At 64.1% G+C, this 25,366-nt stretch carries 26 protein-coding genes; 13 read left to right on the plus strand and 13 right to left on the minus strand.

Translation table 11 applies throughout. The annotated features are described in order from the left end of the window. Positions 1–32 precede the first annotated feature (32 nt). The 4 genes from NG701_RS00830 to NG701_RS00845 all read right to left on the minus strand — a co-directional run bounded on the left by NG701_RS00830 (position 33) and on the right by NG701_RS00845 (position 4,348). Positions 33–713, minus strand: a complete 681-nt coding sequence (locus NG701_RS00830; protein WP_252563474.1) for a VOC family protein — start codon at positions 711–713, stop codon at positions 33–35. A gap of 183 nt (positions 714–896) precedes the next feature. Next, the gene (locus tag NG701_RS00835) at positions 897–1,277 is read right to left on the minus strand and encodes a hypothetical protein (RefSeq protein WP_252563476.1); all 381 of its coding nucleotides are present in this window, start codon (positions 1,275–1,277) and stop codon (positions 897–899) included. Between the two features lie 151 nt (positions 1,278–1,428). Further along, on the minus strand, positions 1,429–2,646 hold the full coding sequence (locus tag NG701_RS00840) for an integrase catalytic domain-containing protein (protein WP_252563479.1): 1,218 nt from the start codon (positions 2,644–2,646) through the stop codon (positions 1,429–1,431). 295 nt (positions 2,647–2,941) lie between these two features. Then, positions 2,942–4,348 (minus strand): FAD-binding oxidoreductase, encoded by a 1,407-nt coding sequence (locus NG701_RS00845; RefSeq protein ID WP_252563482.1) that lies wholly within the window; start codon positions 4,346–4,348, stop codon positions 2,942–2,944. Positions 4,349–4,512: 164 nt separating this feature from the next. Here NG701_RS00845 and NG701_RS00850 point away from each other — a divergent pair, with 164 nt between their 5' ends. The 4 genes from NG701_RS00850 (at position 4,513) to NG701_RS00865 (ending at position 7,482) form a co-directional block, all read left to right on the plus strand. Next, on the plus strand, positions 4,513–5,205 hold the full coding sequence (locus NG701_RS00850; protein ID WP_252563483.1) for a hypothetical protein: 693 nt from the start codon (positions 4,513–4,515) through the stop codon (positions 5,203–5,205). Beyond that, positions 5,202–5,339, plus strand: a complete 138-nt coding sequence (locus tag NG701_RS00855) for a hypothetical protein (RefSeq protein ID WP_252563486.1) — start codon at positions 5,202–5,204, stop codon at positions 5,337–5,339. Before NG701_RS00850 ends, NG701_RS00855 begins: the two co-directional genes overlap by 4 nt. A 1,161-nt stretch (positions 5,340–6,500) precedes the next feature. Continuing rightward, positions 6,501–6,791 (plus strand): hypothetical protein, encoded by a 291-nt coding sequence (locus NG701_RS00860; RefSeq protein WP_252563488.1) that lies wholly within the window; start codon positions 6,501–6,503, stop codon positions 6,789–6,791. Positions 6,792–7,068: 277 nt separating this feature from the next. Beyond that, a complete protein-coding gene (locus NG701_RS00865; protein WP_252563491.1) occupies positions 7,069–7,482 on the plus strand; it encodes a nuclear transport factor 2 family protein in 414 nt (137 codons plus the stop codon). A gap of 560 nt (positions 7,483–8,042) precedes the next feature. Here NG701_RS00865 and NG701_RS00870 read toward each other — a convergent pair. The 4 genes from NG701_RS00870 to NG701_RS00885 all read right to left on the minus strand — a co-directional run bounded on the left by NG701_RS00870 (position 8,043) and on the right by NG701_RS00885 (position 11,965). Continuing rightward, the gene (locus NG701_RS00870; protein WP_252563494.1) at positions 8,043–8,675 is read right to left on the minus strand and encodes a cysteine hydrolase family protein; all 633 of its coding nucleotides are present in this window, start codon (positions 8,673–8,675) and stop codon (positions 8,043–8,045) included. A gap of 385 nt (positions 8,676–9,060) precedes the next feature. Beyond that, the gene (locus tag NG701_RS00875) at positions 9,061–10,755 is read right to left on the minus strand and encodes a SulP family inorganic anion transporter (protein WP_252563495.1); all 1,695 of its coding nucleotides are present in this window, start codon (positions 10,753–10,755) and stop codon (positions 9,061–9,063) included. 22 nt (positions 10,756–10,777) lie between these two features. Continuing rightward, positions 10,778–11,482 (minus strand): endonuclease/exonuclease/phosphatase family protein, encoded by a 705-nt coding sequence (locus NG701_RS00880; protein WP_104060881.1) that lies wholly within the window; start codon positions 11,480–11,482, stop codon positions 10,778–10,780. A gap of 93 nt (positions 11,483–11,575) precedes the next feature. Continuing rightward, complete coding sequence (locus tag NG701_RS00885) at positions 11,576–11,965, minus strand: DUF2177 family protein (protein ID WP_252563498.1); 390 nt, start codon at positions 11,963–11,965, stop codon at positions 11,576–11,578. A 16-nt stretch (positions 11,966–11,981) separates the two neighbouring features. On the opposite strand from NG701_RS00885, the gene NG701_RS00890 reads away from it, so the two are divergent. Then, complete coding sequence (locus NG701_RS00890; protein ID WP_252563580.1) at positions 11,982–12,749, plus strand: lipoate--protein ligase family protein; 768 nt, start codon at positions 11,982–11,984, stop codon at positions 12,747–12,749. A 24-nt stretch (positions 12,750–12,773) separates the two neighbouring features. Here NG701_RS00890 and NG701_RS00895 read toward each other — a convergent pair whose 3' ends face one another. The 3 genes from NG701_RS00895 to NG701_RS00905 all read right to left on the minus strand — a co-directional run bounded on the left by NG701_RS00895 (position 12,774) and on the right by NG701_RS00905 (position 14,838). Next, entirely contained in the window at positions 12,774–13,415 is a 642-nt protein-coding gene (locus NG701_RS00895; protein ID WP_252563500.1) for an MBL fold metallo-hydrolase, read from the minus strand. Continuing rightward, positions 13,412–14,497: an S-(hydroxymethyl)mycothiol dehydrogenase gene (locus NG701_RS00900; RefSeq protein ID WP_252563502.1), complete on the minus strand. Its 1,086-nt coding sequence runs from the start codon at positions 14,495–14,497 to the stop codon at positions 13,412–13,414. The genes NG701_RS00895 and NG701_RS00900 overlap by 4 nt, the downstream gene beginning before the upstream one ends. An 83-nt stretch (positions 14,498–14,580) precedes the next feature. Then, on the minus strand, positions 14,581–14,838 hold the full coding sequence (locus NG701_RS00905; protein ID WP_056340387.1) for a mycoredoxin: 258 nt from the start codon (positions 14,836–14,838) through the stop codon (positions 14,581–14,583). A 148-nt stretch (positions 14,839–14,986) separates the two neighbouring features. On the opposite strand from NG701_RS00905, the gene NG701_RS00910 reads away from it, so the two are divergent. Next, entirely contained in the window at positions 14,987–15,718 is a 732-nt protein-coding gene (locus NG701_RS00910; RefSeq protein ID WP_252563505.1) for an SOS response-associated peptidase, read from the plus strand. A gap of 24 nt (positions 15,719–15,742) precedes the next feature. Here the strand turns inward: NG701_RS00910 and NG701_RS00915 are convergent, their stop codons facing one another. Further along, a complete protein-coding gene (locus NG701_RS00915; protein ID WP_252563507.1) occupies positions 15,743–16,165 on the minus strand; it encodes a VOC family protein in 423 nt (140 codons plus the stop codon). Between the two features lie 19 nt (positions 16,166–16,184). Here NG701_RS00915 and NG701_RS00920 point away from each other — a divergent pair, with 19 nt between their 5' ends. Beyond that, positions 16,185–16,505, plus strand: a complete 321-nt coding sequence (locus NG701_RS00920) for a chorismate mutase (protein WP_104060765.1) — start codon at positions 16,185–16,187, stop codon at positions 16,503–16,505. Positions 16,506–16,558: 53 nt separating this feature from the next. On the opposite strand, the gene NG701_RS00925 is transcribed toward NG701_RS00920, so the two are convergent. Beyond that, positions 16,559–16,948, minus strand: coding sequence for a hypothetical protein (locus NG701_RS00925; protein ID WP_252563509.1), 390 nt, complete (start codon positions 16,946–16,948; stop codon positions 16,559–16,561). Positions 16,949–17,102: 154 nt separating this feature from the next. On the opposite strand from NG701_RS00925, the gene NG701_RS00930 reads away from it, so the two are divergent. From NG701_RS00930 to pdxS, 6 genes are all read left to right on the plus strand, one after another. Beyond that, positions 17,103–17,438, plus strand: coding sequence for a DUF6504 family protein (locus NG701_RS00930; protein ID WP_252563512.1), 336 nt, complete (start codon positions 17,103–17,105; stop codon positions 17,436–17,438). Beyond that, positions 17,435–20,923, plus strand: coding sequence for a DNA polymerase III subunit alpha (locus NG701_RS00935; RefSeq protein ID WP_252563515.1), 3,489 nt, complete (start codon positions 17,435–17,437; stop codon positions 20,921–20,923). The genes NG701_RS00930 and NG701_RS00935 overlap by 4 nt, the downstream gene beginning before the upstream one ends. A 116-nt stretch (positions 20,924–21,039) precedes the next feature. Continuing rightward, a complete protein-coding gene (gene thrS / locus NG701_RS00940) occupies positions 21,040–23,049 on the plus strand; it encodes a threonine--tRNA ligase (RefSeq protein ID WP_252563517.1) in 2,010 nt (669 codons plus the stop codon). Positions 23,050–23,069: 20 nt separating this feature from the next. After that, positions 23,070–23,657 carry an HIT family protein gene (locus NG701_RS00945; RefSeq protein ID WP_056340364.1) on the plus strand — a complete coding sequence of 196 codons (588 nt, stop codon included), beginning with the start codon at positions 23,070–23,072 and terminating at the stop codon, positions 23,655–23,657. Next, a complete protein-coding gene (gene pgsA, locus NG701_RS00950) occupies positions 23,647–24,270 on the plus strand; it encodes a phosphatidylinositol phosphate synthase (protein ID WP_056340363.1) in 624 nt (207 codons plus the stop codon). Before NG701_RS00945 ends, pgsA begins: the two co-directional genes overlap by 11 nt. A 141-nt stretch (positions 24,271–24,411) precedes the next feature. Further along, entirely contained in the window at positions 24,412–25,338 is a 927-nt protein-coding gene (gene pdxS / locus NG701_RS00955; protein ID WP_104060760.1) for a pyridoxal 5'-phosphate synthase lyase subunit PdxS, read from the plus strand. Positions 25,339–25,366: the final 28 nt, after the last annotated feature.

Consider the following 25,366-nt stretch of genomic DNA (forward strand, 5'->3'; position numbering starts at 1 on the left):
TCCGGCCCGCCCTCTGCCGGCTTCAGCGCTGTTCAGCCTCCGAAGTGCCACGCATCGAGCACAACACGGCCACGCGGCGATTCCAGCGTCGCGGTGAGCGGTGCGTTCTGCACAGCGTCGATCGGGCTCGTGTGAACGGCCGAAAGCTTCAGCACGTCGACCGCCTGGGTCGGAACGCCGCGCAGCACCAGGCCCTGCAGCGCCACATCAGTGAGGTGCATGTGGGCACACGGATGTTGCCCCTCCCATTCGATCAAGCTGGGCAGCGCGCCTGCGCATTCAGCGCGGCCGTCGTCGCGGACTGTGATTCGCCACTTCAACAGTCCGTGAGGCGTGTCGCGCTGCGCTGCCAGCAACTCGCCAGGGTTGAGGGCGAAGTTGGCAAGGTCCCGGCGCAGCATCTCGATCTTGCGCGTGCGCGCCACAGCGTGCACCAGCCGAGGGGATTCGCGGACAGCCTCGCGCACCCCGGGGTGGTCCAAGCCGAACCAGCGCGGCCTCCCCGGCGCCGGCGCGTCGGGATCGATCGCGATGACCTCGAGGTAGCAGTCGGGGAAGCTCTCGCTGCTGATGGCAATCACTCGGTTGTGAGTACCCATCAACGGGTGCTTGCCACCACCGGAGGGCTGGACGCCGAACGTTGCCGCGCACCAGGCCGCGCCCTGTTCCAGCGAATCGGCGGCGATGACCAGGTGATCGATAACGGCGTTCACAACTCAACCGTACCGCTCGGGGCGTTCGACAGATCGGCCCGGTGTCCCTGCCGGCGACTCGCCAACAGGGCCCGGTACTCCTAAAGCTGTCCCCAAGGGACAAGTAACTGGTGAGTAACTAGCTCTGATTGGTCTGGAGGGAGCATTTGGTTGTCTGGCAACCCAACCATTGGGAGACACGCCCTAGCCGCGGGCGAAGCCGGCGTGAACGTCACGGACAGTGACGGATCCGGCGCCGAGGAGCTGTGCCTTCGCTCGAAGTTGCGCCACCAGGTCCTCGGTTGGGCGGCCGAATATTTCGATTGTTCTTAGCTTGATGAGTGGTGCAACTGGCGGGAACTTGGGGCCCGCCACCTTCATATGGAGCTCCAACGAGGCCGCGTCAGGATGAAAATGGAGGACGCTCATGATGGATCCGTCCTCTGAGAAACAGACGCAGTAGGAGATGATCTGCGGCTCATTTTGCTCAACGAACGCGACGATTTCTGCCATGGCTGCCTTGAGCTCCTCAAGTTTTCCGGCACGGACCTCGGAGGTATCAAGGTAAGCGATGGGATCACCCATGTCATCTCTCCTGTTGAAGGCCCCGGCTGAACGTCTGGACCTGACCCACTACACACAATTGTCCTCTCGATCCTCGACGGAAGCACGGCGGTTTTATGGCCGCCAGAATCACGGCCAGCACATTACTCAGATCATCACCCGAGGAATCATGTCAAGATGCCCGCCTGGGTTGTTTCGAGGAATCATTTAGTTTTGCCCGGATGGTTGGCTGCCTGTCAGGGGCTCGCTTTGCGGTGCTCAGGGTCAGGAGCTCCGCGGAGAGGGCCTGGATTTGTCGTTGGATGGCGGCCGGGTTCAGGGGCTTGTTTTCGCGTTTCAGGCGGGCCTTCGTATCCATGCTGACGGTGCCGGAGTCGGCCAGGATGCGCTGGAACGGGGTAGCGGGTGAGTCGTAGGTCTTGCTGGTCTTCGCGCCGCTCCGGACTTTCGTGAGGAGTTTTTGCTGTGGCCCGAAATGGTTGGTCAGGAGCCGCTGGAGCGCCCAGATCCGGTTGAGCAGTTCCAGCTCACCAGCCGTGTCGTAGCGGTGGTAGCCGACGGTCTGGCGGACGATGTGCCAGTTCTTCTGTTCGACGTGGGCACCGTCGTTCTTGTTCCCGGACCGGGAGCGGGTGAAGGTGAGATTTTCCTGTTCGCACCAGCGGAACAGCTCCCAGTTGATGAACTCCGAGCCGTTGTCCGAGTCGAGGCCCAGGACGGGAAACGGAAACGCGGCGGTAGCGTCTTTGATGGCAGCGAAAACCCATTTCTGCGCCTTGTTGATCACCGAGCGGGTTTCCGTCCAGCCGGTCGCGATGTCAGTGATATCAAGGGTGAAGCAGAACTCGCACTGGCTGTTGCCGCCCTCGTGGCCGACCAGATCGATCTCGACGAACCCGGGCACCGCATCGTCCCACTCGGCCCAGGTCCGGATCGGAATCGAGTCCTTCAGCAGTGTTCCGGGCTTGGTATGGGACCGGCCGCGGGGCTCAAGTTTCGCCTGGTCTGCCTTGAGCCGGCGGTCGATGGTGGCCGGGGCGATCCTCAGCAGTTGCGCGGCGGTCTCGGTATCAATGCGGAGCTCCTTGAACCGCCGCAGGCGCGGCACCAGGTCCGGGAGCGCAGCCGCCAGGAGCCGCCCGCACAGGGTCCCCTGGACCGCCCAGCAGAACCGCAGCGCCTCGATCACCGGCTCCCCGTAGAGCGGCGCCCGGGCAGCCCGGGGCCGGACGGGCTTGAGCACCAGCGCGTGCCGGAGCGACTTGCGGGTGTGGTCCCGGTGCCATCCGGTCGTTGCACACAGCTCATCCAGAATCTGCTTCTTCACCGCCCGGCCCGCCCGGGCATACCGCGTGGCGATGACCTTCGTGACAGCCCTGCGTTCACTCATCGAAAGCTCCATGGCTCACAATGCCGAAGCGGCGGACACCGCCCCGACGGACACGCCGCTGCGCGGGCATTCTCAAATGATTCTTCGATTGCAGCTACGCGGGCATCTTTGATGAGTCAACGCGGGGTCTCGACGCTGACCGTTGGGCGCCGCACTATGAATTGGACGCGGCAGAGCGGGGTCCAAACTTGGGGGAATTGCGTGGCGACGCTCGCTGGAACTTGTGACGTAGACGAAGGCCCGGTCCAAGAGGAATGAAGTGTGTACCGGATCTGTTGTGATCTGTCGGGGGATTTTATCCGGCAGGGGCGGCTGGTTTGATGTTGATGTTGTGGCGGAAGACGTTCTCGGGGTCGCATTCGGTTTTGATCCGGGCCAGGCGGGCGAGTTTGTCGGCTCCGTAGCTGGCGCGGAGACTGGTGGCGTCGTAGTCGTTCGTGACGTTGAGGTAGCCGCCGGCGCCTTGTGCGGCCGGTTGCAGTGCGTCCCAGAACGCCCGGGCCCAGGCATGGTCGGCGGTGAGTGACTGCTTATCGGGTGCGGCGGCGAGGATGAAGACCGAGTATCGGGGTGTGCGTTCTCCGCCGAAGGCGGTGTCATGTTCTCCGGTTTCCGTGTATGCCTCATCGAGCAGGTAGATCAGGATCTTGGTCAGCGGAGAGGTTCTGCGTGCCGCGTGGTCGGTGATGATCTGGATGGCGTTGTCGGTGAGCTCGGTCAGGTAGGTGGTCTTTTCGTAGTGGAACCGGCCCCATGCAGTGGACTCGTCGAGCAGTTGCTGGAGCTTGACGTAGGGCATCGGGCCGATCGTCTCGAACAGCGGCGGGATGGCGCCGCGGATCCGTTCGACCACAGCGGCATGTTGACTGGTCGGCCCGAAACCGGTCAGGAGCAGCGCGTACCCGGGCCGGAACCTGTACTGCTCGGGCACGAAGGGGGCTGGTGGCGCGTTGAGCTCGCCGAGCACGACGTTCAGGTCCCGGGGAAGGATGGAGACGAGATCCCTGGCCAAGCGAAGCACCTCCGGACCCTGCTCAGAAGGCCAGAAAAAGAGCCCGAAGTCCACGGTCGGGCCGGCTTCGTGGAGTTTGAACTCGAATTCGGTGACGACCCCGAAATTCCCTCCTCCGCCGCGGAGCGCCCAGAAAAGGTCGGGGTGCTCGTTCGCTGAGGCCTGCACGATGCGCCCGTCGGCGAGCACCACTTCGGCCGAGACCAGACTGTCGATTGTCAGTCCTGCGCGCCGGGTCAGCCATCCCATGCCCCCGCCGAGGGTGAGACCCCCCACTCCCGTATGCGAGACCAGTCCAACGGGTACGGCAAGGCCGTGTTCCTGGCAGGCTGCATCGAGGTCGGAGTGCAACGCACCGCCGCCGACACGAACGCGCCGGGCGGCCGGGTCCACGCGCACGCCGCGCATCGGGCTGAGATCGATGACCATCCCGCCGTCCACGCTCGAAGCACCGGAAACACTATGGGCGCCGCCGCGGACTGCGATTTCCAGACCCTCAGCCCTGGCCCACCCCAAAGCTGTGACAACCTCGCCTGGGGTGGAACATCGGACGATCACGGCCGGTCTTCGATCGATGTCGGCGTTCCACACCTTGCGTGCCTCGTCAAAAAGAGGATCATCGGGCCTGATGACCGCACCCGCCGACGGGGGTTGAAGATGGTCCGAGCCGGTGCTTGCTACGTCTGTCATGACTAACCTGGCTTCCGCTATCGCGGCAAGGGAATCGTGACGCGCGACCCCTGTTAATGCACAGAACTATAGTCAGGCCTGTGCAATTGTCAACGGGCCGCGTTGACTCATAGAAAACCTCCGCGTAGCGGCGTGGCTCAACCTGGTGGCAGCGGATGCATGTCATGCCCGTTTTCATGGAGCTCACGATGGTCCAGCGGCAGGCTGTGACAAAGAAGAAAGCCCTCGCTTACAAGAGCGCGGATCGTGCAGGGAAGACCCGGATCCTGACCGAGCTGGTCGAGCTGACCGGTTGGCACCGCGACTACGCCCGGGCGGCCCTGCGTCAGGCCCTTGTCCTGAAAGTCGTCAGGCCTCGGCCGGGCAGGACGCCGGTCTACGGCCCTGACCTGCTGCCACCGTTGATCACGTGCTGGGCGGTGCTGCGCGCCCCTGCCGGCAGGATCCTTGCCCCGATGCTGCCGGTCCTGGTGCCGCTGCTGCGCCGGGACAAGGAACTTCAGATCACCGATGCGCAGGCTGCTCTGCTGGTGCGCATGAGCGCGGCGACCATCGACCGTAAACTCGCCGGCGAACGGGGGAAACTGTTCCCGCGCGGCCGGTCCCACACCAAGCCCGGCACGCTCTTGAGATCCCAGATCCCGGTCCGGACCTGGGCCGAGTGGGACGACGCCGTCCCGGGGTTCGTGGAGATCGATCTGGTCGGCCACGAGGGCGGCAACAGCTTCGGGGAATTCTGCTTCACCCTGACAGTTACGGACATTTCCACCGGATGGACGGTGAACCGGTCCGTGCGGAAGAAAACCAGCGGGCGACCCGCCACGGGACCATGCGTAAACGCCCGATCATCCGGATGAACGCCGCATTCAAACAGCTCAAGCCCGCCGCACTCTCACGCCAGATCCTGGCGCTGACCGGTCAGCTGGAAACACTCTCCCGGGCAAAACAACCCGCCGCCGTCAAGCCCGTCAACAGGGCCTGGAACAACTGAAAACCCGGAGGTTTTTCAATGAGGCAACGAAGCCCTCAGGCGGAGGTTTTCAGATGAGGCAACGAATCACCCTTCCCGGAGGTATTGCAATGAGGCAACAGGCGGGCGGACGGCACGCGGCAGGCGACCACGCCCGCCGAGATAAGACCGACAAATGGTGAGGTGGTCATCACCCACGACAGCTTCAGCGTCGGCATCCGTAACGTCAATCAGCTGGCCGTAGACTCTGCGAGCCGAGTCCGCAAGGAGGCCCTAATCCTCGGCCCCCTCGTGCCAAATAACGTCGCGAAAATCCTGCCAATAAGCCCTGAGGGTCACACCTGTGACTGTTAGTTCAGAATGGCGGTGTTCTCACAGTTCGAAATGGCGGTTCAGCTGATCCCGATAAATAGGGCTGGTCGTGACGTTTCACTCCAGCAACCCATCTTGGGAACAGGTTTAGTACGGGGACGACGGTGAATTGCAAACTCCCCCCGCGTAGCCATTCATCTTGGGCGATCGGTTTGGTTGTATCTCTGCTTCTGAAGGTACGCCTGATGGACTTCCTGACCCGGCTGTTTCGGTGCAGGCTACTTTGGGATCTCAGTCAGCCTCGGAGCTATCTCAGTTACGCTGTGTGGGAGAGCCGGGAGGCCGATCGACCAGTTCAAAAGCACGGGCGGATTTCTCGGCCATGATCGCGCGGATGAAAGAACATCTGGATGACATGCAGATCTGCACACTGGAAGTGGTTCTGGGGCAAGAACTGACAGACATGGGGCTAGATTCCTAACGACTGCGGCCAGGTGTGGCCCGCTCCTGGCTCGAGCTCCGGTGTCTGCGGGCTGATCCGAACAACGGTCAGTGCTGGCTTGTTGATTTGACGGAATGCGGCTGACGGCGCCACTCTAACCACGCTCAGTCACTGTTGATTTATGGAAGACGCTCGTGCGTCATTGCCCGTGCATCCGGACGGTGCCGCGAGGAGATGAACACAGCAATTGGGTCTCATCCGGCGTGACCTTGTGCTTATGCGCCGTCGGGTCCTTACTGGTGGGAGGAAGCTACCATCCGGTAGAGCTTGTCGCGCGGCAGCATGTGTTCCGGCCACACAGGTCCCCTCCATATGTTGCAGAATGAACCGGCAAGCGGGTTCCAGCCAGGGATTATTGGAGGAAATCGATGTTCGCTAGAGTCAGCACCTATAAAACCGGCCCGGAGACCACCGCAGACGCACCCACGGAAGACATCGTCAAGAGGGTGCTTGAAATCCCCGGATGCCGGGGGATCTATTACTTGAACGGGAAGGAAACTGACAAGGCCCTCTCCATTACGCTGTGGGATACCGAGGAAGCTCTGGCTGCGAGCCGAGAGGCGGCAAACAAAATCCGGACAGAGACCAGCGAAGCGCAAAAAACGCAGATCCTTGAAGTGGAGGAATTCGAAGTCACTACCAGCAGTCTCAAGGACTGAGCCTCCGCCGATCGCCGGACCCTTCCGTCAGCTGCGGGGTGGCAGGGCCGGGTGTTTGCCAGAGAGGTCCGGGTCGGCCGGGACTTCCGCCACGTTCACCGCCCGGGATGCAACCGCATTCGCGCTGTACCGGCTTCGCGCGCACCTCGCCTTTATGACTCTGCGGGAGCGGTGTTGCCTCTTTCGGCCAGGTTCCCGATGTTCAGACGGCTCGGCCCCGTGAAAAAGGCCGCGCGTGATGTTGCCAACTTGTCTGTTAACCCACACGATTGGGTGTATGAGTAGCGATCCGGAGGCGGTGGCGCAGCGGTGGATTGCATCCCTGTCGGCGCGTGACCTGGAAGCGGCCGTGGATTGCTTTGACGCGGCGTATGTCGACGAAGCGCCGGCACGCCGCGGGGAATCCGTGCAGGGGCAGGACTCCGTCCGTCGAAATTTCAGCATGCTTCTTAGCGACCTGCCTGATCTCACTGCCAACATATCCCGGACTGTGGCGGACGGCGATGATGTTTGGATGGAGTGGAGCATGCGTGGAACACGCCGGGACGGCACGCTCCTGGAGTTCGTGGGGGTCAACATCTTTCAGGTCAAAGACGGCAGATTCCGCTCGGGACGGATCTATACGGAAATTGTGCGCGACGCCGGTGGGATTGATGCGCAGATCAACCGTATGACCAAGGGGAATAGCTAAGACCCCGATCGCGCTCCGGACCTGACCTACTCGAGGTCCTTTCCATGGCAGCTGGGGCGGCCGGCAGCATTCGCGGAGATCCTCCAACGGGTTTTGTCCACAACGGTCACGCTACCGAAGGCGAAGCCGCCGCCTCAACGTCCCCTGGGCCATGCTCCGCGACGGCACCCTTACACTCCCTTAACGGCGCCGGCACCACGCCTGGCTGCCTGACAAGCCGACTCCGAGCTTGAAATCGGTCTGACCCGACCCAAACTCTTCATAGCTTAGTCCGCCAGGCATAGGGCGCGGCGGACAGATGCATAGCTTAAGGGCGGCGTCAGCAGGTTCGCCAGTTGCCAGATCCTTGGACTTGTCTGTACGGGTTTTCGTTTCCGGGTCCGCCTCGAGCATTGCGTAAACAGGAGCTCCTGCAGCCTTAAATGCAGCAATATCATCCTCAGTGGCCTTAATCAAAATGAACCAATTTGGAGCGGCTTACCCTTACCGCGATTGGAAGTTCGCGTGAAATGGAAGGGCGTTGACGCGCAACTCTCTCTCTCTCTCTCTCTCTCTCTNCGTCATGAGCGAGAGACTGCGTGGGCGAATTCCTTGAGCCCGACAACCTCACCGATTGTGGGCAGAATCTGTGTGAGCGCGAAGGCATGCATCTCGTCGGTGATGCTCTCGCAGCAGTCCCCCAGCACCACGACGCGGTAGCCCCGGTCCGAGGCGTCTCGGGCCGTCCCCTCGGCGGCGAAATTCGTGATGATGCCGGCGATCACAACTGTCGAGACGTCGTGTAGCCGCAGCAACCGGTCGAGGTCCGTCCCGGCGAACCCGCTCACCGCGCGCTTGCGGACGATCAGTTCGCTGGAGGCGGGCATAAGCGGCTGGAAGAACTCGATCCCCCAACTGCCCTCGGTTGATCGCCCGGCCGCCTTAGCGTCCGCTTGCCAGGGCGCGTGTGGGTTGATGTCGGGGTGGCCTTCACGCCAAGCGTTCTGGACGTGAACGACGCGGACCCCCGCTTTCCGCGCGGCTGCAAGAGCCTCGGCCGTGCGCCTCAACGCGGGCGCGACACGCTCGACCAAACCGGGATCGACCGACGCCCAGTACCCGTCGGGGTGGACGTTGTAGTTCTGATAGTCCAGGAGGACGAGCGCGGTCCGACCAAGATCGAACTCAAGGGTTCCGTCGGGCGGCTGGGTCACATCCCAATATTGCCCGACGCTCACTGCTCGCGCCAGCCCCCGCGATGACTCATCAAAGCTGCCCGCGTAGCTGCATACGAAGAATCATTTGGTAATGCCCGCGTAGCAGTGCGTCTGTGGGGCCGCTGGTTGCCGTCCTGGCACGCTGAGCCATGGAGCTTTCAACGAGTGAACGTAGGGCTGTCACGAAGACCATCGCCACTCGGGATGCCCGTTCGGATCGGGCTGCTAAGAGAATCATTTTGGACGAGGTGTGTGCCGTGACAGCCATGACCGGATGGCACCGCGATTCACGCCAGAAAGGCGCTGCGCCTCGCCCTGGCCCTGCGGGTGGTCAAGCCGCGGAGCGCCGGGCAAATGACAACACCGGTCGTGGATTGGCCCGCTACTCGACTTCCGTCTCCCTTTTGTAGCCGTGCACCGCATTTTTCAGCGTGGGGAAAAAATGGTCAGCAGTGAACCGTGCGCTCGCCCCGAACCGGATCAGGCGGTCCTTGACCGGTCCCTTCATTTCAGCGAACACCAAGCTGATGCCGTCCTGCGCCAGTTCATCGTCGAGCTGGACAAGTTCGTCCAGCGCTGTCGTGTCCAGTCCGGTGATCGGCTCGGCCGCCACAATGACCCACTTCACCGGCCAGGGTGCAGCGTCCACCAGGCTGTGGATGTGATCGGCGAAAACTTCTCCGTTGGCGAAAAACAGCGGTGCATCGAAGCGGGCAATCACCAGGCCCTCCACCCGGCGGCCTTCGGGATGCCGGTCCAGGTCGTGGAAGCCCGGAACGTCCGCCAGGCTCGCCAGCTCGGTGCGGTACGGATCCCAGGCGCGCTGGACAAAGGCCAGGAGGGACAGTCCGATCGCAACAGCAATGCCCTGCAGGACCCCTACAAAGGCGACGCCGAGGAACGTGACCACCAGGAGGAGGGCCTCCATTCGGCTCATCCTGACCAGGCGCACCAGCGTCCTCACATCAACCAGCGAAGACGCCGCCACGATCACCACGGCGGCGAGCGTGGCGGTGGGAAGGAAGGCCGTCACCCCCGGTGCAAAGACCATAAAAAGGACCACGAGCAGGGCTGCCACCACACCGCTGAGCTGTGTCTTCGCCCCGGCGTCGAGCACAATCGGGGTGCGGGAGGAACTTCCGGACACCGGAAAGCCGCCCAGGACCCCGGTTGCCAGGTTGGCGATGCCCAATGCCCCCATTTCCTCATTGCCGTTGACCCTCACTCTGCGGCGCGCCGCGAGGCTCTTGGACAAGGTGGAGGTATCCGCGAAAGCGATCAGCGCGATGCCTGCGGCGGGGCCCACGAGCGCCAGGACGTCGTCCACGCCAATGCGGCCCAGCGCCGGGGCCGGGAGGCCCTGCGGCAGGGCGCCGACCATGGGCAGCTGTCCGGTCAGGCCCATTAAGGCCACCGCGGCGACGGAACCGGCCACAGCGAACAGGACGCCGGGCACCTTCCAAGGAAGAAAGCGGCCGGCAACAATGACGGCAAGGCTGCCTGCGCCCACAGCCAGGGCGGCGGGATTGATGGCGCCGCTTACGACAGCGCCGGCCAGGGATAAGAGGCGTTCGAAGACGCCATCGGCGGGGACATCGATCCCCAGCAGCCGCGGGAGTTGGCTGACCGTGATTGCCAGTGCGATGCCGTTCAGGTATCCAACGCGAATGGGCCGGGACAGCAATCCCGTCACAAAGCCCAGCTTGAAGAGCCGGCCCGTGATCAGGAAGAGGCCAATCAGGATGGCCAGCACTCCGGCCATGGCCACCGCCTGCTCCGGATCCCGCCCGGCTAGCGGAAGAATGGCGGCCGCGATCATGGGTGCCAGCGCTGAATCAGGCCCCACAATGACAACCCGGGATGGCCCGAACAGGGCGTAGAAGATCATCGGCACCACGGAGGCATACAGCCCGTTCACTGCAGGCAGCCCGCTGGCCTCGGCGTACGCCATCCCTGCCGGCACCAGGGCTGCGCTCAAGGCCGCCCCGGCCACCAGGTCCGCCTTCAGCCAGGACCGTTTGTAGCCACGCGCAACACCAACGCCCGGTAGCGCCTTGTTGATCCAGTCGTGCCGCACTCGGGCCTCCAAATTGGTGAAATCAGGACGCGGGGGGCTCCTGGAACGGCGTCGAGTCCTGGCCGTATTCGGCGGTCACCAGGATGGGGAGGTGGTCGGAGGCGCCGCGGGGCAAGGTTTCCACGTTCTCGATGTTCAGGCCCAGGGACGTGGCAAAGTCGAAGTGTCCCTTGAATACTTTGTAGCGTGTGTAGGTCCTGCGGTCACTGAGCGAGAGTTCGTAGCCGGTGTTCTTCATGTGTTCGTTGAGGTTCTTCGTGAAGAAGGGGTAGTTGAAGTCACCCACCATCAGGGTCATAAGGCCGGTGCCCATACCCAGGAGTTCCGCGTGGGCCGCGTGGATCTGGTTGCGCCGCAGCGAGTTGGTGGCGGTTAGCGGAGCGGCGTGGAACGAGGCGATAACCAGTTCGTGATCGGTCTCGTTGTCCCGCACGCGCGTGCCGATGAGGCGCTCATGGGCGGGCGCCAGGACCATGTCGTGCAGGGACTTCTTCAGCGCGAAAGTCTTGGTGCCGTGGGCCGTGAAGCGGTCAGGCCGGTAGTAGATGGCCAGCCCCAGGCGGTTGCCCTTGGTGGAGTCGGCGAGCTGCAGCGGACCCAGCGTGTCCGGTAGGTCCGAGGTGTCACACTCCTGGAGGCACAGGGCATCGACGCCGAAATTCTGGGCAAGATCAACCAGTTCCCCACTGGCCTGGTGCTTGCGGAGGTTGTAGCTAATGACGCGTATCAGTGGATTACCTCTTCTGAGGAGTAGCGGGTGGACCCAGTTCCTGAGTTTAGCCACCCAATGGGGGACGGTGCAGTAATACTCCGTTGGATGTCAGGTGGAGCGGAACACCAGCCAGCCGGCGAGGGTGGACAGTCCCGTCAGGGCGGCACCCCACAGGATGTCCACAACAATGAGCTGCAGCGGCCACGTCTTGAGCGTGGCGGCATTCGTCAGGTCATACGTCGCGTAGGCAAAGGCGCCCAGGGCGGCCCCATAGCCGACGGCGGTCAGCCAGCTGCCGCCGTCGAGCGCCGGCCGCAGCGCAAAGTAGACAATCCCCGCTATGTACATGACATAGAAAGCCACGGCGTAACCTAAGTGTGGCTTGTCTGCGAGCAGGTCACCAATGTGGCTGCGGTAGAACGGGTTCATGAGCTTGAGCCAGACGGCGTCGATGACCGCGAACGCAGCCGCGACGACAAGGAATTGCAATATGACCATAAGGGAGCTTAGCAACATGCAGGACGCCGAAGCCGGACTCCGGACGCTCACCGTGGTGAGGCAGGATCATACCCTCGGCGCCGCACGCGACCTGGAATTCGGCCTCGAACTGCTGACCCAGGCGAAGACCGGCAGGATCGGCCCCACGCTCCGGCTGTACCGGCCCGCGCCCACTGTTGCCTTCGGTCAGCGGGATACCCGCCTGCCCGGCTTCGACGCGGCCGCCCAGGCGTGCCGGGAGCACGGATTTGAACCCTTGGTGCGGAAGGCCGGCGGCCGGGCCGCCGCTTACCACGAGGGCACGCTGGTGGTGGACCATGTGATGCCCCACGCCGATGCCATTGCCGGCTCCAAGGCCCGCTTCGGTTTCTTTGGTGAGCTGCTGGCGCAGTCCCTTCGGGACATCGGTGTCCAGGCAGCAGTTGGCGAAATTCCGGGGGAGTACTGCCCCGGGGAGTACAGCGTTCACGGTACCCACCCGGCAGACCCGGCGCGCCGGATCAAACTCGTCGGCACAGCGCAGCGCGTGGTGAGCGGCGGGTGGCTGTTCAGTTCCGTGATCGTGGTGGAAAATTCCGCCCCCATCCGCAGCGTCCTGACGGACAGCTATGCGGCCCTGGGCCTGGACTGGGACCCGGCCACCGCCGGTGCGGCCAACGATCTGGTGCCCGGTCTGACGGTCCAGGATGTCGAGGACGCCGTTGTTGCCGCATACGCGGGCCACGCCTCCCTCCGGCATGCCGACTTTGGCAGCTATGCCGGTTTGGATACTCGGGAGGCGTAGCCCGCGCTTGCCGGGCCGGGGTCCTTAGTGGCCCCGGGCGATCCACTCGTCCAGGTGCGGGGCTTCGTCTCCGATGGTGGTGCTGTCGCCGTGGCCGGTCCGGACCACCGTTTCCGCCGGGAGCGGCAGCAGCCACGTCCGGATCGACTCGATGATGGTGGGGAAGTCGCTGTAGGACCTGCCCGTGGCGCCGGGGCCGCCCTTGAACAGGGTGTCGCCGCTGAAGAGCGAGCCCTCGCCGTCGGGCCCGTCAGCGAGACGGAAGGACACCGAGCCCGGCGAGTGCCCGGGGGTGTGCAGGGCCGTCAGGCTGGCCCCCGCCACCTCAATGACGGCGCCGTGCTTGATGGCGACATCGGGTTCCACATCCGGGTAGACGCTGCGCCACAGCATCCAGTCGTCCTGGTGGAGGTGGATCGGGGCCTGGACGAGGTCCCAGAAGTCACCTACTGAACGGATGTGGTCGTCGTGGCCGTGGGTCAGCAGGATCGCCTTGAGCTTCCGGCCACCCACGGCGGCGGCAACGGCCTTGGCGTCGTGCGCGGGGTCGATCACCACGCATTCCGCATCGTTGCCCACGATCCAGACGTTGTTGTCCACATCCCAGGTGCCGCCGTCGAGCGAGAATGTTCCGGAGGTGACGAGTCGCTCGATCCGGACGCTCACAGTTCCACCACCGAACGCAGCACCGAACCGGAGTGCATCTTCTCGAACGCTTCCTCCACCTGGTCGATGGTGATCCGCTCGGTCACGAAGGCATCCAGATCCAGCTTGCCCTGCTTGTAGAGGCTGATCAGCATGGGGAAGTCCCGGGACGGCAGGCAGTCACCGTACCAGGAGGACTTCAGCGATCCGCCGCGGCCGAAAACGTCCAGGAGCGGCAGTTCAAGGGTCATCTCCGGCGTCGGGACGCCCACCAGCACCACGGTGCCGGCGAGGTCGCGCGCGTAGAACGCCTGCTTGTACGTTTCGGGACGGCCGACGGCGTCAATCACCACGTCAGCGCCGAAGCCGCCGGTGAGTTCCCGGATTTTCTCCACGGGGTCGGTTGCGGAGGAGTCCACGGTGTGCGTGGCGCCGAGGCCCTTGGCACGGTCCAGCTTTTTCGCGTCGATGTCGACGGCGATGATGGTGGTTGCGCCGGCGAGCGCGGCGCCGGCGATGGCGGCCACGCCCACACCGCCGCAGCCGATGACGGCGACGGTGTCACCGCGTTTGACGCCGCCGGTGTTGATGGCGGCGCCCAGGCCGGCCATAACGCCGCAGCCGAGCAGGCCGATAGCGGCAGCGTCGGCGTCGGGATCCACCTTGGTGCACTGGCCGGCAGCCACGAGGGTCTTTTCGATGAATGCGCCGATGCCCAGGGCGGCGGACAGTTCGGTGCCGTCCTCGAGCGTCATTTTCTGGGTGGCGTTGTGGGTGTTGAAGCAGTACTGCGCCTGGCCGCGGTTGCACGCGCGGCAGTTGCCGCAGACGGCCCGCCAGTTGAGCACCACGCGGTCGCCCGGGGTTATGTCCGTGACGTCGGGGCCCACGGCGCTGACCACTCCGGTGGCCTCGTGGCCCAGGAGGAACGGGAAGTCATCGCTGATGCCGCCCAGTTTGTAGTGCAGGTCGGTGTGGCAGACGCCGCTGGTGATGATGTCCACCAGGGCCTCGCCCGGGCCCGGTTCCGGGACCAGGATGGTCTCCAGAGTGACGGGGGCCCCTTTGGAGCGGGCTACGACACCTTTGACTTTATGGACCACGAAAGGCTCCCTCAATGCAGATAGACAGAACGGGACCAACACGGATGTTGGTCCCGTTCTGTCTACCACATGAGCTGCCGTGGTCAGGCTGCGAGGCGGCTTTTTACCTCGGCAGCGGAGGGGTTGGTGGCGGCGGTGCCGTCCGGGAAGAGCACGGTGGGGACGGTGCGGTTGCCGCCGTTGAGCTTCTCCACGAGGTCGGCTGTGCCCTCCACTTCTTCGATGTTGATTTCCGTGTAGCCGATGCCCTGGGCGTCCAGCTGCTTCTTCAGCCGGTTGCAGTAGCCGCACCAGGTGGTGGAAAACATGGTGATGGTGCCGTTCTCGGGGGTAAAGTCCACGGAGCTCTCCTGAAATCGTTGAGGGGGTTTCGTTCCCGTCAACGGTAACCCGCGGCGGGCTATTCCCTGAGCCGGGCCGGCGGATGCGGTGCCGGATGACAGTACATAACGCTGATGGCATGCTGGAGCCATGTGTGGACGCTATGTGATGGCACGGGCCGTGGGCGATTTGCTGGCCGACTTTGATGCCCAGCTGGAGGAGGAAGTGCACCTTCCCCCGTCCTGGAACGTGGCGCCGACCGACAATGTGCCGATCGTCCTTGAACGGCTGCTCGACGACGGCCCTGTGCGGCAGCTGCATGTGGCCCGCTGGGGCCTGGTGCCGTCCTGGGCGAAGGATCCGGGTATCGGCCCCAAGATGATCAACGCGCGGAGCGAGACTGTGCTGGAGAAGCCGGCTTTCCGCAAAGCCGTGAAGTCGCGGCGTTGCGCCGTCCCGGCGGACGGGTACTACGAATGGAAGCAGGGCACCGGCAAAGCCAAGCAGCCCTACTACGTCCATCCAGGCAAAGGCAGCGGGCTGGTGTTCGCGGGCCTGTATGAGTGGTGGAAGGATCCGTCCAAGGCCGAGGGCGATCCCGGACGGTGGATGCTCTCCACGTCCATCCTGACGGCAGACACCCCGCCGCCCGGTGCTGAGTCCACAATTTTCGGCAAGCTCACCGCCCTGCACGACCGCGTGCCGCTGCCCATGGACCGGGCAACAACTGCGTCGTGGCTTGATCCGCAGATTGATGACGCCGCCTTCCTCGTGGACCTGGTCCGGGCCCACGTGAAGGAAGTCGCGGCCGACTGGCACGTGGATTCGGTCGGCACCGAGGTGGGCAACGTACGCAACAACTCCCCGGAACTCATCCGGCCGGTGGAAGCCTTGTTCTAAATTGGCACTCGGGGCGACATGCCCCTAAACGGTGACCTTGCCGGCGTCGTCCACTGTCCAGGTGGGGTTATAGGCAATCTCCCAGCGGAAGCCGTCCGGATCGGCGAAATAGCCGCTGTACCCGCCCCAGGGCTGGGTGACGGGCGCGGCGACGATAGTGGCCCCGGCCGATGCCGCCTCCGCCATGACCCGGTCCACCGCCTCAGTGCTGGGCAGGTTGTGGCTGAGCGTGATGCAGGGGACCGGGCCGGGGGCACCTACCCCCGCCTCGGCGTGCATCTGCGCGGCGTCCCACAGGGAAAGGATGAGGCCGTGGTTGACCTGGATGAACACCACATCGCCGGGAAACTCGCGGTGGACAGGCCAGCCGAGACCTTCCGCGTAGAACCGGCGGGAGGCGTCAACACTGCGAACGCCTAGTGAGATGAAGTCGACTCTGGGCTGCATGCTTCGATACTGTCAGAAGATGGCAACAATTCAAGGAAACGATAGGGACGCTTTGGCCGACAAAGAACAGCTCGCTGCCGTTCGGATTGCGGTCGACGAAGTTGACGAGCAGATTGTCACGCTCATTGCGCGGCGCGAACGCCTGATCCGGATCGCCGGAACCCTGAAGGGGGACGACGCTGAAGTCCGCGCCCCCGGCCGGGTCGAACGGGTGATCGAGCATGTCCGGGCCGCCGCGGAAAAGAAGGACATTGATCCGGACATTGTGGAATCAACCTACCGGGCCATGATCTCGGGGTTCATTGAACTCGAAATGAAAGTCCACAAAGAAAGCAGCTGATGCCGCCCGGGTGCTGTCCGGACATGGTTCCGGCAGCACCTGCCCCGTGCTTACTAGAGCGCTTCCTCGACGGCGACGCCCGACTGGAACTCCCGGCCGTCAGCCTCGCTGAAAGCCGACATGATGTGGCCCTTGCCCAGGCCGTGGACGGCCGCGATGGGGAAATTCCCCGTGATGGTGTTGCCGGAATGCGTCACGCCGGCAAGATCATAGTTTTCCTCGGCACTCTGGTCGTGGCTGAACGAGTAGAAGGCGATGGCCTCCCCGTTCATGAACTCAATCCCCAGCCGTCTTTGTGATGAGTAGTCAGGGCTGGCCGCCACAAGTCCCACCACGTACGCACCTGCCCCCGGGATGTTGCCGTCGATATCAAAGGTTGCCACGAGTGTTGCGTCCTGGGCCTTGATGCTTACGTTCTTGAGGAGTGCGCTTTGGGAGCTCATGGCACCATCCTGCCCCCCTGCTGCCCGTCCGTCCACCCCTGTCTAGGTTTTGTCGGAGCGTCGTCGTAGACTGGATTTATTCGAACATGTATTCGAATACCTTGCTTTTGCATCAGCATTTTGCATCAGCTCCGTTCAGTTCCGGGAGGCGCCCATGGGTATGTTCAGCGAGTCCGTGGACGTCGTCTGCACCCCCGCTGGCCAGCCGCTGAAACTCCAGTGGGCCGGGCGCCACTACACGGTGTGCGCCGAGCCTGTCCGGTGGTATGAACGCCGGCAGTGGTGGGCCGAGGTACGCCGTGCGCCCCTGGGCAGCGGGCCGGGACTGGTGGACCACGAAATCTGGCGCGTCCAAGTGCGGGCGGACCCGCGGAGTGCCGCCCCCCGGGATACGGGGGAGCCGCTCACCCTGGACCTGAGCAGGCATGTCGGCAGCGGCCGCTGGAGGCTCCTGCGGATCCACGACGCACTCCGGCCCCAAACAGCATGAGCTTCTCCCACCTTCACGTTTCCACGGCCTTCAGCGCACACTATGGCGTGGCCTGGCCCGACGAACTGGCCCAGGTTGCCGCCGCGGACGGCGCAACCGCGCTCGCCTGCACGGACCGGGACGGCCTCTACGGCACCATCAAACACCTCAAAGCCTGCATGGAAGCCGGCATCGACCCCATCGTGGGAGTGGACCTTGCGGTTTTCGACGACGACGGCGACCACCGCACCCAGCTCGCTGGCAGGGTGGTGGTGCTCGCCCGCGGCCACAACAACGGGGCGGGCTACCGCGCCCTGTGCCGGCTGGTGTCCGATGCCCATGCCCGCACCTCCGGCAAAGCCGGGGGAGCGGTGCCGGTGGCGGTCACCCGCGCCGAACTCGCCTCCCGCACGCTCGACCCCAAAACCCTGAAACCGGTCCTGACAGTCCTGATCGGCCCGGATTCCGACGTCGGACGGGCCATGAGCGGCCGGCGCTACCTCCGTCCGCGCACCCTTTTCAAACGCTGGCTGGACGCCATGCCCCCCAGAACCCTGGTGGCGGAAGTCGTCTCCCAGCTCACTGCCCCCGGAGCGCCCCTGAGCACCGCCCACGCAGTCCGAATGCTTAAACTCGCGGAAGAACACCACGTGCCGGCCGTGCTCACCAATGCGGTCCGCTACTGCGCAGAGGACGGGGCCGCCACAGCTGACGTACTCGACTCCGCCCGGACGCTGAAGTCCCTCCCCGAACTCGCGGCCGAACCGCTGCTCCAGCCCAACGGGCAGGCCTGGCTCAAATCATCGACGCAGATGCTCCAGCTCGGCAAGGAAATCATCCGCGCCGCAGGGTATGGCGCAGCAGACCTCAAACAGCTGATGGCACAGACCGAGGCGCTCGCCGACTTCTGCCGGATTGACCCGGTGACTGACATGGGATGGAAGCAGCCGGTGGTCCCCGAGGCCTCGGTCATTGGCATCAGCCAGGACCCGCACGTTGAACTGGCACAGCGCTGCGAGGCCGGGATCAGCAGGCGGTTCCCCGGAATATCAGGCTCAGCCCACAAGGACATGCGCTCGCGGCTGGAGCACGAGTTGGGGATCATCAGGAACCTCGGGTTTTCCTCCTATTTCCTCACGGTCGCGGAGGTCTCCCGGATGATCATGGACATGGGGGTCAGGGCAGCCGCCCGCGGTTCCGGTGCTTCCAGCCTGGTCAACTACCTGATTGATGTCAGCCAGGTGGACCCCCTGCAACATGACCTGATCTTCGAACGCTTCCTGTCCCGGGACCGGGCCACCTTGCCGGACATCGACATCGACGTCGAAAGCGCCGAACGGCACAACGTGTATCGGCGGATCTTTGACCGCTTTGGTTCCGAGCGCGTCACGCTGATGAGCATGCAGAACGGGTACCGCGCCCGCGGTGCCGTCCGCGACGCCGGGATGGCCCTGGGGATGGACGATGACGACGTCGGTGAGATCGCCAAGCAGCTGTGGCGTTTTTCGGCCCGGAAATTCCGTGAGGCACTGGTTGAGAAACCTGAGCTGCGGGAGTTCGCCGGCCGGGTGGAACAACGGGACTTCGCCGAAAACCAGCAGCTTGACCTGCTGGTGGACCTCACGGAACGGCTGGACCGGCTGCCCCGCCATATCTCCATGCATCCCTGCGGGGTGATCCTGGGCGATTCCACGCTGCTTGACCGAACCCCTGTGCAGCCCAGCGGACTGGGGCTGCCCATGAGCCAGTTCGATAAACACGACATGGATCCCATGGGCATGCTCAAGCTTGATGTCCTGGGGGTCAGGATGCAGAGCGCCATGGCGTTTGCCGTCCGGGAAGTCATCCGGATCCATCCTTCCAAAGCGGAAGTGGTGGCGGCAGGGGCCCACCCTGCAGGTCCTGACGGGACCGGGCCGGACTACATCGCCGAGAACGGCCACATCGACCTCAACGCCGTGCCGCTGGATGATGAATCAACCTACGAACTGATCCGCAGCACCCACACCCTGGGCTGCTTCCAGATCGAGTCGCCCGGCCAGCGTGAACTGATCGGCAAGCTGGCGCCGCGTGAGTTCAATGACCTCATCATCGACATTTCGCTGTTCCGGCCGGGCCCCATGAAATCGGACATGGTGCGGCCTTTCCTGGAGCACAGGCACGGCTTCGCACCGGAGGTCTACCCGCACCCTGACCTGAAACCCGTGCTGCAGGAAACGCATGGGGTCACTGTTTTCCATGAACAGATCCTGAAAACCTTCCACGTGATGACCGGCTGCGGCCTGGCGCGCGCAGATGAGTTCCGCCGGGCGCTCGGCAACGAGGTCCACGAGCTGAAAGTGGAAGAGTTCTTCCGCAAGGAGGCCCGGATCAAGGGGTACACCCCGGAAGTGGTGGACAAGGTCTGGGGGACCCTGAAAGCCTTTGGCAGCTTCGGCTTCTGCAAGGCGCACGGCGCGGCATTTGCCGTTCCCACCTACCAGTCCGCCTGGCTCAAGACGCACCACCCCGAAGCTTTCCTGGCCGGGCTGTGGGAACACGATCCCGGCATGTACCCCAAACGGCTGCTGGTGGCAGAAGCCCGCAGGCTGGGCATCCCCATCCTGCCGCTGGACATCAACCGCAGCCAGGCCGAGTACCGGGTGGAACGGGTGGCGGACGGGCCGGACGCCGGCAAGCTGGCGATCAGGCTGAGCCTTAACGGCATCTATGGCCTGTCCGGGACCGAGCTCAAGCGGATTGTCGCCGGCCAGCCCTACGACTCCCTGGCTGACCTCCGTGCCCGGTCCAGGCTGAGCAAGCCAAGCATCAAAAGGCTCGCCCAGCTGGGTGCCTTTGACTCCCTGCACCGTGAATCGGGAGGCGCCGCCAACCGCGCAGACCTCGTCCAGCACCTGCAACAGCTCCAGGCCGCGGGCGGTACCCGGAAGGGCATCGACATCATGGACGGGCAGCTGTCCCTGCCGCTGGGGGATGTGGAGCTGCGGAACGTCAAGCCCGGGCTTCCCGCGCCCACCCTGGTGGAAAACGTCCGGGCAGAACTGGACCTGATGGCCATAGATGTCAGCGGGCACCTGATGGACAGCCACCGGCCCATGCTGGACCGGCTGGGGGTCACCACTGCAGACAAACTGTTGAGCCTGCGCAACAACACCGAGGTGCTGGTGGCCGGGGTGCGCATCGCCACCCAGACACCGCCCATGCGCGGCGGCCGGCGGGTGGTTTTCATCAGCATCGACGACGGCACCGGCTGCGTCGATTCCGTGTTCTTCCATGAAGCCCAGGAACAGGCGGGGCTGCTGCTGTTCGGAACCAGGCTGCTGCTGATCCGGGGCACCACCCGTCGGACAGGTCCCCGCGGAATCAGCCTGAGCGCCAGCATGGCCTGGGACCTGAGCCGGGTGGAATCCCTGCCGTTCGCGGCGGATCGGATGGAGAGCACCGATGTGCCGCATCCTTTGGACGGGATCAGCCGAAGCCTGGCGATTACCGGAATGGGCGGCTGAGCGGCCGCGGGTCCCGTTGGTCGGCCTCCCGGGAAACCGATAGCATTGACGATGGCTGGCTGTGGTCCCCGTACGCCGCAAGCTATGAAGCCTAAAACTTTGAATAGGAGACACCCGTGTCAGATGCCCAGCAGATCACCCTCATCGTCGATGGCGAAGAGACCAAGGTGACTACCGGGACAACCGGTGCGGAACTCTTCTTTGAGCGCCGCGATGTTGTTGTTGCCCGCGTCAACGGCGAGCTGAAGGACCTGGACCAGGAGCTGCCCGAGGGCGCCGAGATCGAGGGCGTCACCATCGATTCCCCGGATGGCCTGGACGTCCTCCGCCACTCCACCGCCCACGTCATGGCCCAGGCCGTGCAGCAGCTGCGCCCGGACGCCAAGCTGGGCATCGGCCCGTACATCACCGACGGCTTCTACTTCGACTTCGACGTCGCAGAACCGTTCACCCCCGAGGACCTCAAGACCCTCGAGAAGATGATGCTCAAGATCGTCAACCAGAACCAGAAGTTCGTCCGCCGCGTGGTCAGCGAGGACGAGGCCCGCGAGGCCATGAAGAACGAGCCCTACAAGCTCGAGCTCCTGGGCAAGAAGAACAACGCCGCCGAAGCCGGCGAGGGCGTCAACGTCGAGGTCGGCGCCGGCGACATCACCATCTACGACAACGTCGAGCGCAAAGAGGGCACCACGGTCTGGTGCGACCTCTGCCGCGGCCCGCACCTGCCCAACACCAAGCTGATCTCCAACGCCTTCGCCCTGACCCGGTCCTCCTCCGCGTACTGGCTGGGCAACCAGAAGAACCAGCAGCTGCAGCGTATCTACGGCACCGCCTGGCCAACCAAAGACGCGCTGAAGGCCTACCAGGAGCGCATCGCCGAGGCTGAGCGGCGCGACCACCGCAAGCTCGGCGTCGAGCTTGACCTGTTCTCCTTCCCCGACGAGCTGGGCTCCGGCCTGCCGGTGTTCCACCCCAAGGGCGGCATCATCCGCAAGGAGATGGAGGACTACTCCCGCCAGCGCCACGTCGATGCCGGCTACGAGTTCGTCTACACGCCCCACATCACCAAGGGCCACCTCTACGAAGTCTCCGGCCACCTGGACTGGTACAAGGAGGGCATGTTCCCGGCCATGCACGTGGATGCCGAACTCAACGAGGACGGCACCGTGCGCAAGCCCGGCCAGGACTACTACCTGAAGCCGATGAACTGCCCCATGCACAACCTGATCTTCCGCTCGCGTGGACGGTCCTACCGGGAACTTCCCCTGCGTCTCTTCGAATTCGGTTCGGTGTACCGGTACGAAAAGTCCGGCGTGGTACACGGCCTGACCCGGGTCCGTGGCATGACACAGGACGACGCCCACATCTACTGCACCCGCGAGCAGATGAAGGACGAACTCACCAAGACCCTGAAGTTCGTGCTCGACCTGCTGAAGGACTACGGCCTGAACGACTTCTACCTGGAGCTGTCCACCAAGGACCCGGAGAAGTACGTCGGCGAAGACGCAGCCTGGGAAGAAGCCACCCGGACACTCGCCGAAGTGGCTGAGGAATCCGGCCTGGAACTCGTCGCGGATCCGGGCGGCGCGGCCTTCTACGGCCCGAAGATCTCCGTCCAGACCAAGGATGCACTCGGGCGAACCTGGCAGATGTCCACCATCCAGTTGGACTTCAACCTCCCGGAACGCTTCGAGCTGGAATTCCAGGCAGCCGACGGCACGCGCCAGCGTCCTGTGATGATCCACCGTGCGCTCTTCGGTTCCATCGAGCGGTTCATGGGTGTCCTCACCGAGCACTACGCCGGCGCGTTCCCCGCGTGGCTTTCCCCCGTGCAGGTGGTGGGCATCCCGGTAGCCGAAACGTTCAACGAATACATGTTCGACGTCGTTGACCAGCTCAAGGCGGCGGGCATCCGCGCAGAGGTGGACACGTCCTCAGACAGGTTCCCCAAGAAGATCCGCACCGCCAGCAAGGACAAGATCCCGTTTGTCCTGATCGCCGGCGGCGACGACGCCGAGGCGGGCGCGGTGTCCTTCCGTTTCCGTGACGGGAGCCAGGACAACGGCGTGCCGGTGGCCGAGGCCGTCAAGCGAATCACGGAAGCCGTCCGTAACCGGACCAGCTAGCGGAAACGGATAAGAACACGGTGCAGGAGAACACAGGCGCAGGCTATCCAGGGGATGCCGGCGTGACAGATGACTTTGAGCTCGCGGGCGTGCCGGATGCTTTCCAGCGCCTGTGGACTCCGCACCGGATGGCCTACATCAAGGGCGGCCAGCACCAGTTCAAGAACGAGAACGACTGTCCCTTCTGCGTGGGTCCGGGCCGGACTGACGAGGAAGCCCTGATCGTCTACCGGGGCAAGACCTGTTACGTGGTCCTCAACCTGTTTCCCTACAATCCGGGGCACCTCCTGGTCTGCCCGTACCGGCATGTCCCGGACTACACGGACCTCACGGTGGAAGAGACCGCGGAATTTGCGGAGATCACCCAGACGGCCATGCGGGTCCTGCGCAAGGTGGCGAACCCGGGCGGGTTCAACCTCGGCATGAACCAGGGCGTAGTGGGCGGGGCAGGAATCGCCGCGCACCTGCACCAGCACATCGTGCCGCGCTGGGGCGGGGACGGCAACTTCTTCCCCATCATTGCCCAGACCAAGGCCATCACGCAGACCCTGGATGAAGTCCGCCAACAGGTTGCAGAGGCCTGGCCCGGGGAGACGGATGCTGAATAGGCATGCGCGCGGGTTTTTCACCGCGCTTTTCACTCCGCTTGCGCGCTGGCTCCTGAAAATCGGTGTTTCCCCTGATGCTGTGACGGTCATCGGAACCGCCGGGGTGGTGGTGGGTGCGTTGGTCTTCTACCCCCTCGGCCAGCTCTGGTGGGGGACCCTGTTCATTACCGCGTTCATTTTCTCGGACGTGCTTGACGGCATTATGGCCCGGCTGCGGGACACCGGCGGCCGGTGGGGAAACTTCCTGGACTCCACCTTGGACAGGATCGCCGACGGCGCGCTGTTCGCGGGTGTGGCCATCTGGTTCTTCACCGGGGGCGCGGATTACGCCATCGCCGTCGCCGCCATGCTGTGCCTCGTTTTGGGCATGGTGGTCTCGTATGCGCGGTCCAAGGCCGAATCCCTTGGCTTCACGGCGAATGTGGGCATCGCCGAGCGCGCCGAGAGACTGGTTTCGGTGCTCGTGGTCACCGGATTTACCGGCCTGGGATTGCCCCCGGTGGTTCTTCTGGTGACGCTTGGACTCCTGGCCCTGGCCAGCCTCATCACGATCATCCAGCGCGTAGCCACCGTCCACCGCCAGGCCTTTGCGGAGTCCGCAGCTTCGGATTAAGCCTGATTAAGCCCGCCGCCTGCCGTGGGACTAGTATTGTGACTGCCCGGTCAATGGATCCGGCAACCCGGTGCGTGTACCTTCGGTTTCTTGCCGCCCTCACGCCCGGCGAAGATCATCTATCTACCCATAGGGGTTTTTGTGTCTACACCTGATGTAAGCAGCGAAGCCGGTTCGTCCGCGAACAGCGTCACGGGCAGCAACCGCGTCAAGCGCGGCATGGCTGAGATGCTCAAGGGCGGCGTCATCATGGACGTCGTCAACGTTGAACAGGCCCGCATCGCCGAAGACGCCGGTGCCGTTGCAGTGATGGCGCTGGAACGCGTACCGGCTGATATCCGTGCCCAGGGCGGCGTGTCCCGGATGTCGGACCCGGACATGATCGACAAGATCATCGCAGCCGTGTCCGTCCCGGTCATGGCCAAGGCCCGGATCGGCCACTTCGTAGAGGCCCAGGTCCTGCAGTCGTTAGGCGTGGACTACATTGACGAGTCCGAGGTCCTGACCCCGGCCGACTACGTCCACCACATCGACAAGTGGAACTTCAAGGTTCCCTTCGTCTGTGGCGCCACGAACCTTGGTGAGGCGCTGCGCCGCATCAACGAAGGCGCGGCCATGATCCGTTCCAAGGGTGAGGCCGGCACCGGCGACGTCTCCAACGCCACCGGCCACATGCGCCAGATCCGCGCCGAGATCGCCAAGCTTTCCGCCTTGGCCGAGGACGAGCTTTACGTCGCGGCCAAGGAGCTGCAGGCCCCGTACGAACTGGTCAAGGAAGTTGCCGCCGCCGGCAAGCTCCCCGTGGTGCTGTTCACCGCGGGCGGCATCGCCACCCCGGCCGACGCTGCGATGATGATGCAGCTCGGCGCCGACGGCGTGTTCGTCGGTTCGGGCATCTTCAAGTCCGGCAACCCGGCCCAGCGTGCCGCTGCCGTGGTCAAGGCCACCACGTTCTTCGATGACCCCGACGTTATCGCCAAGGCCTCCCGCGGCCTCGGCGAGGCCATGGTGGGCATCAACGTCGACGAGATCCCGCAGCCGCACCGCCTCTCCGAGCGCGGCTGGTAACAGCTCCAAAGCAGTACGACGGCGGCGG

It is taken from the genome of Pseudarthrobacter cellobiosi (assembly GCF_023913815.1).
GTDB classification, from domain to species: domain Bacteria; phylum Actinomycetota; class Actinomycetes; order Actinomycetales; family Micrococcaceae; genus Arthrobacter; species Arthrobacter cellobiosi.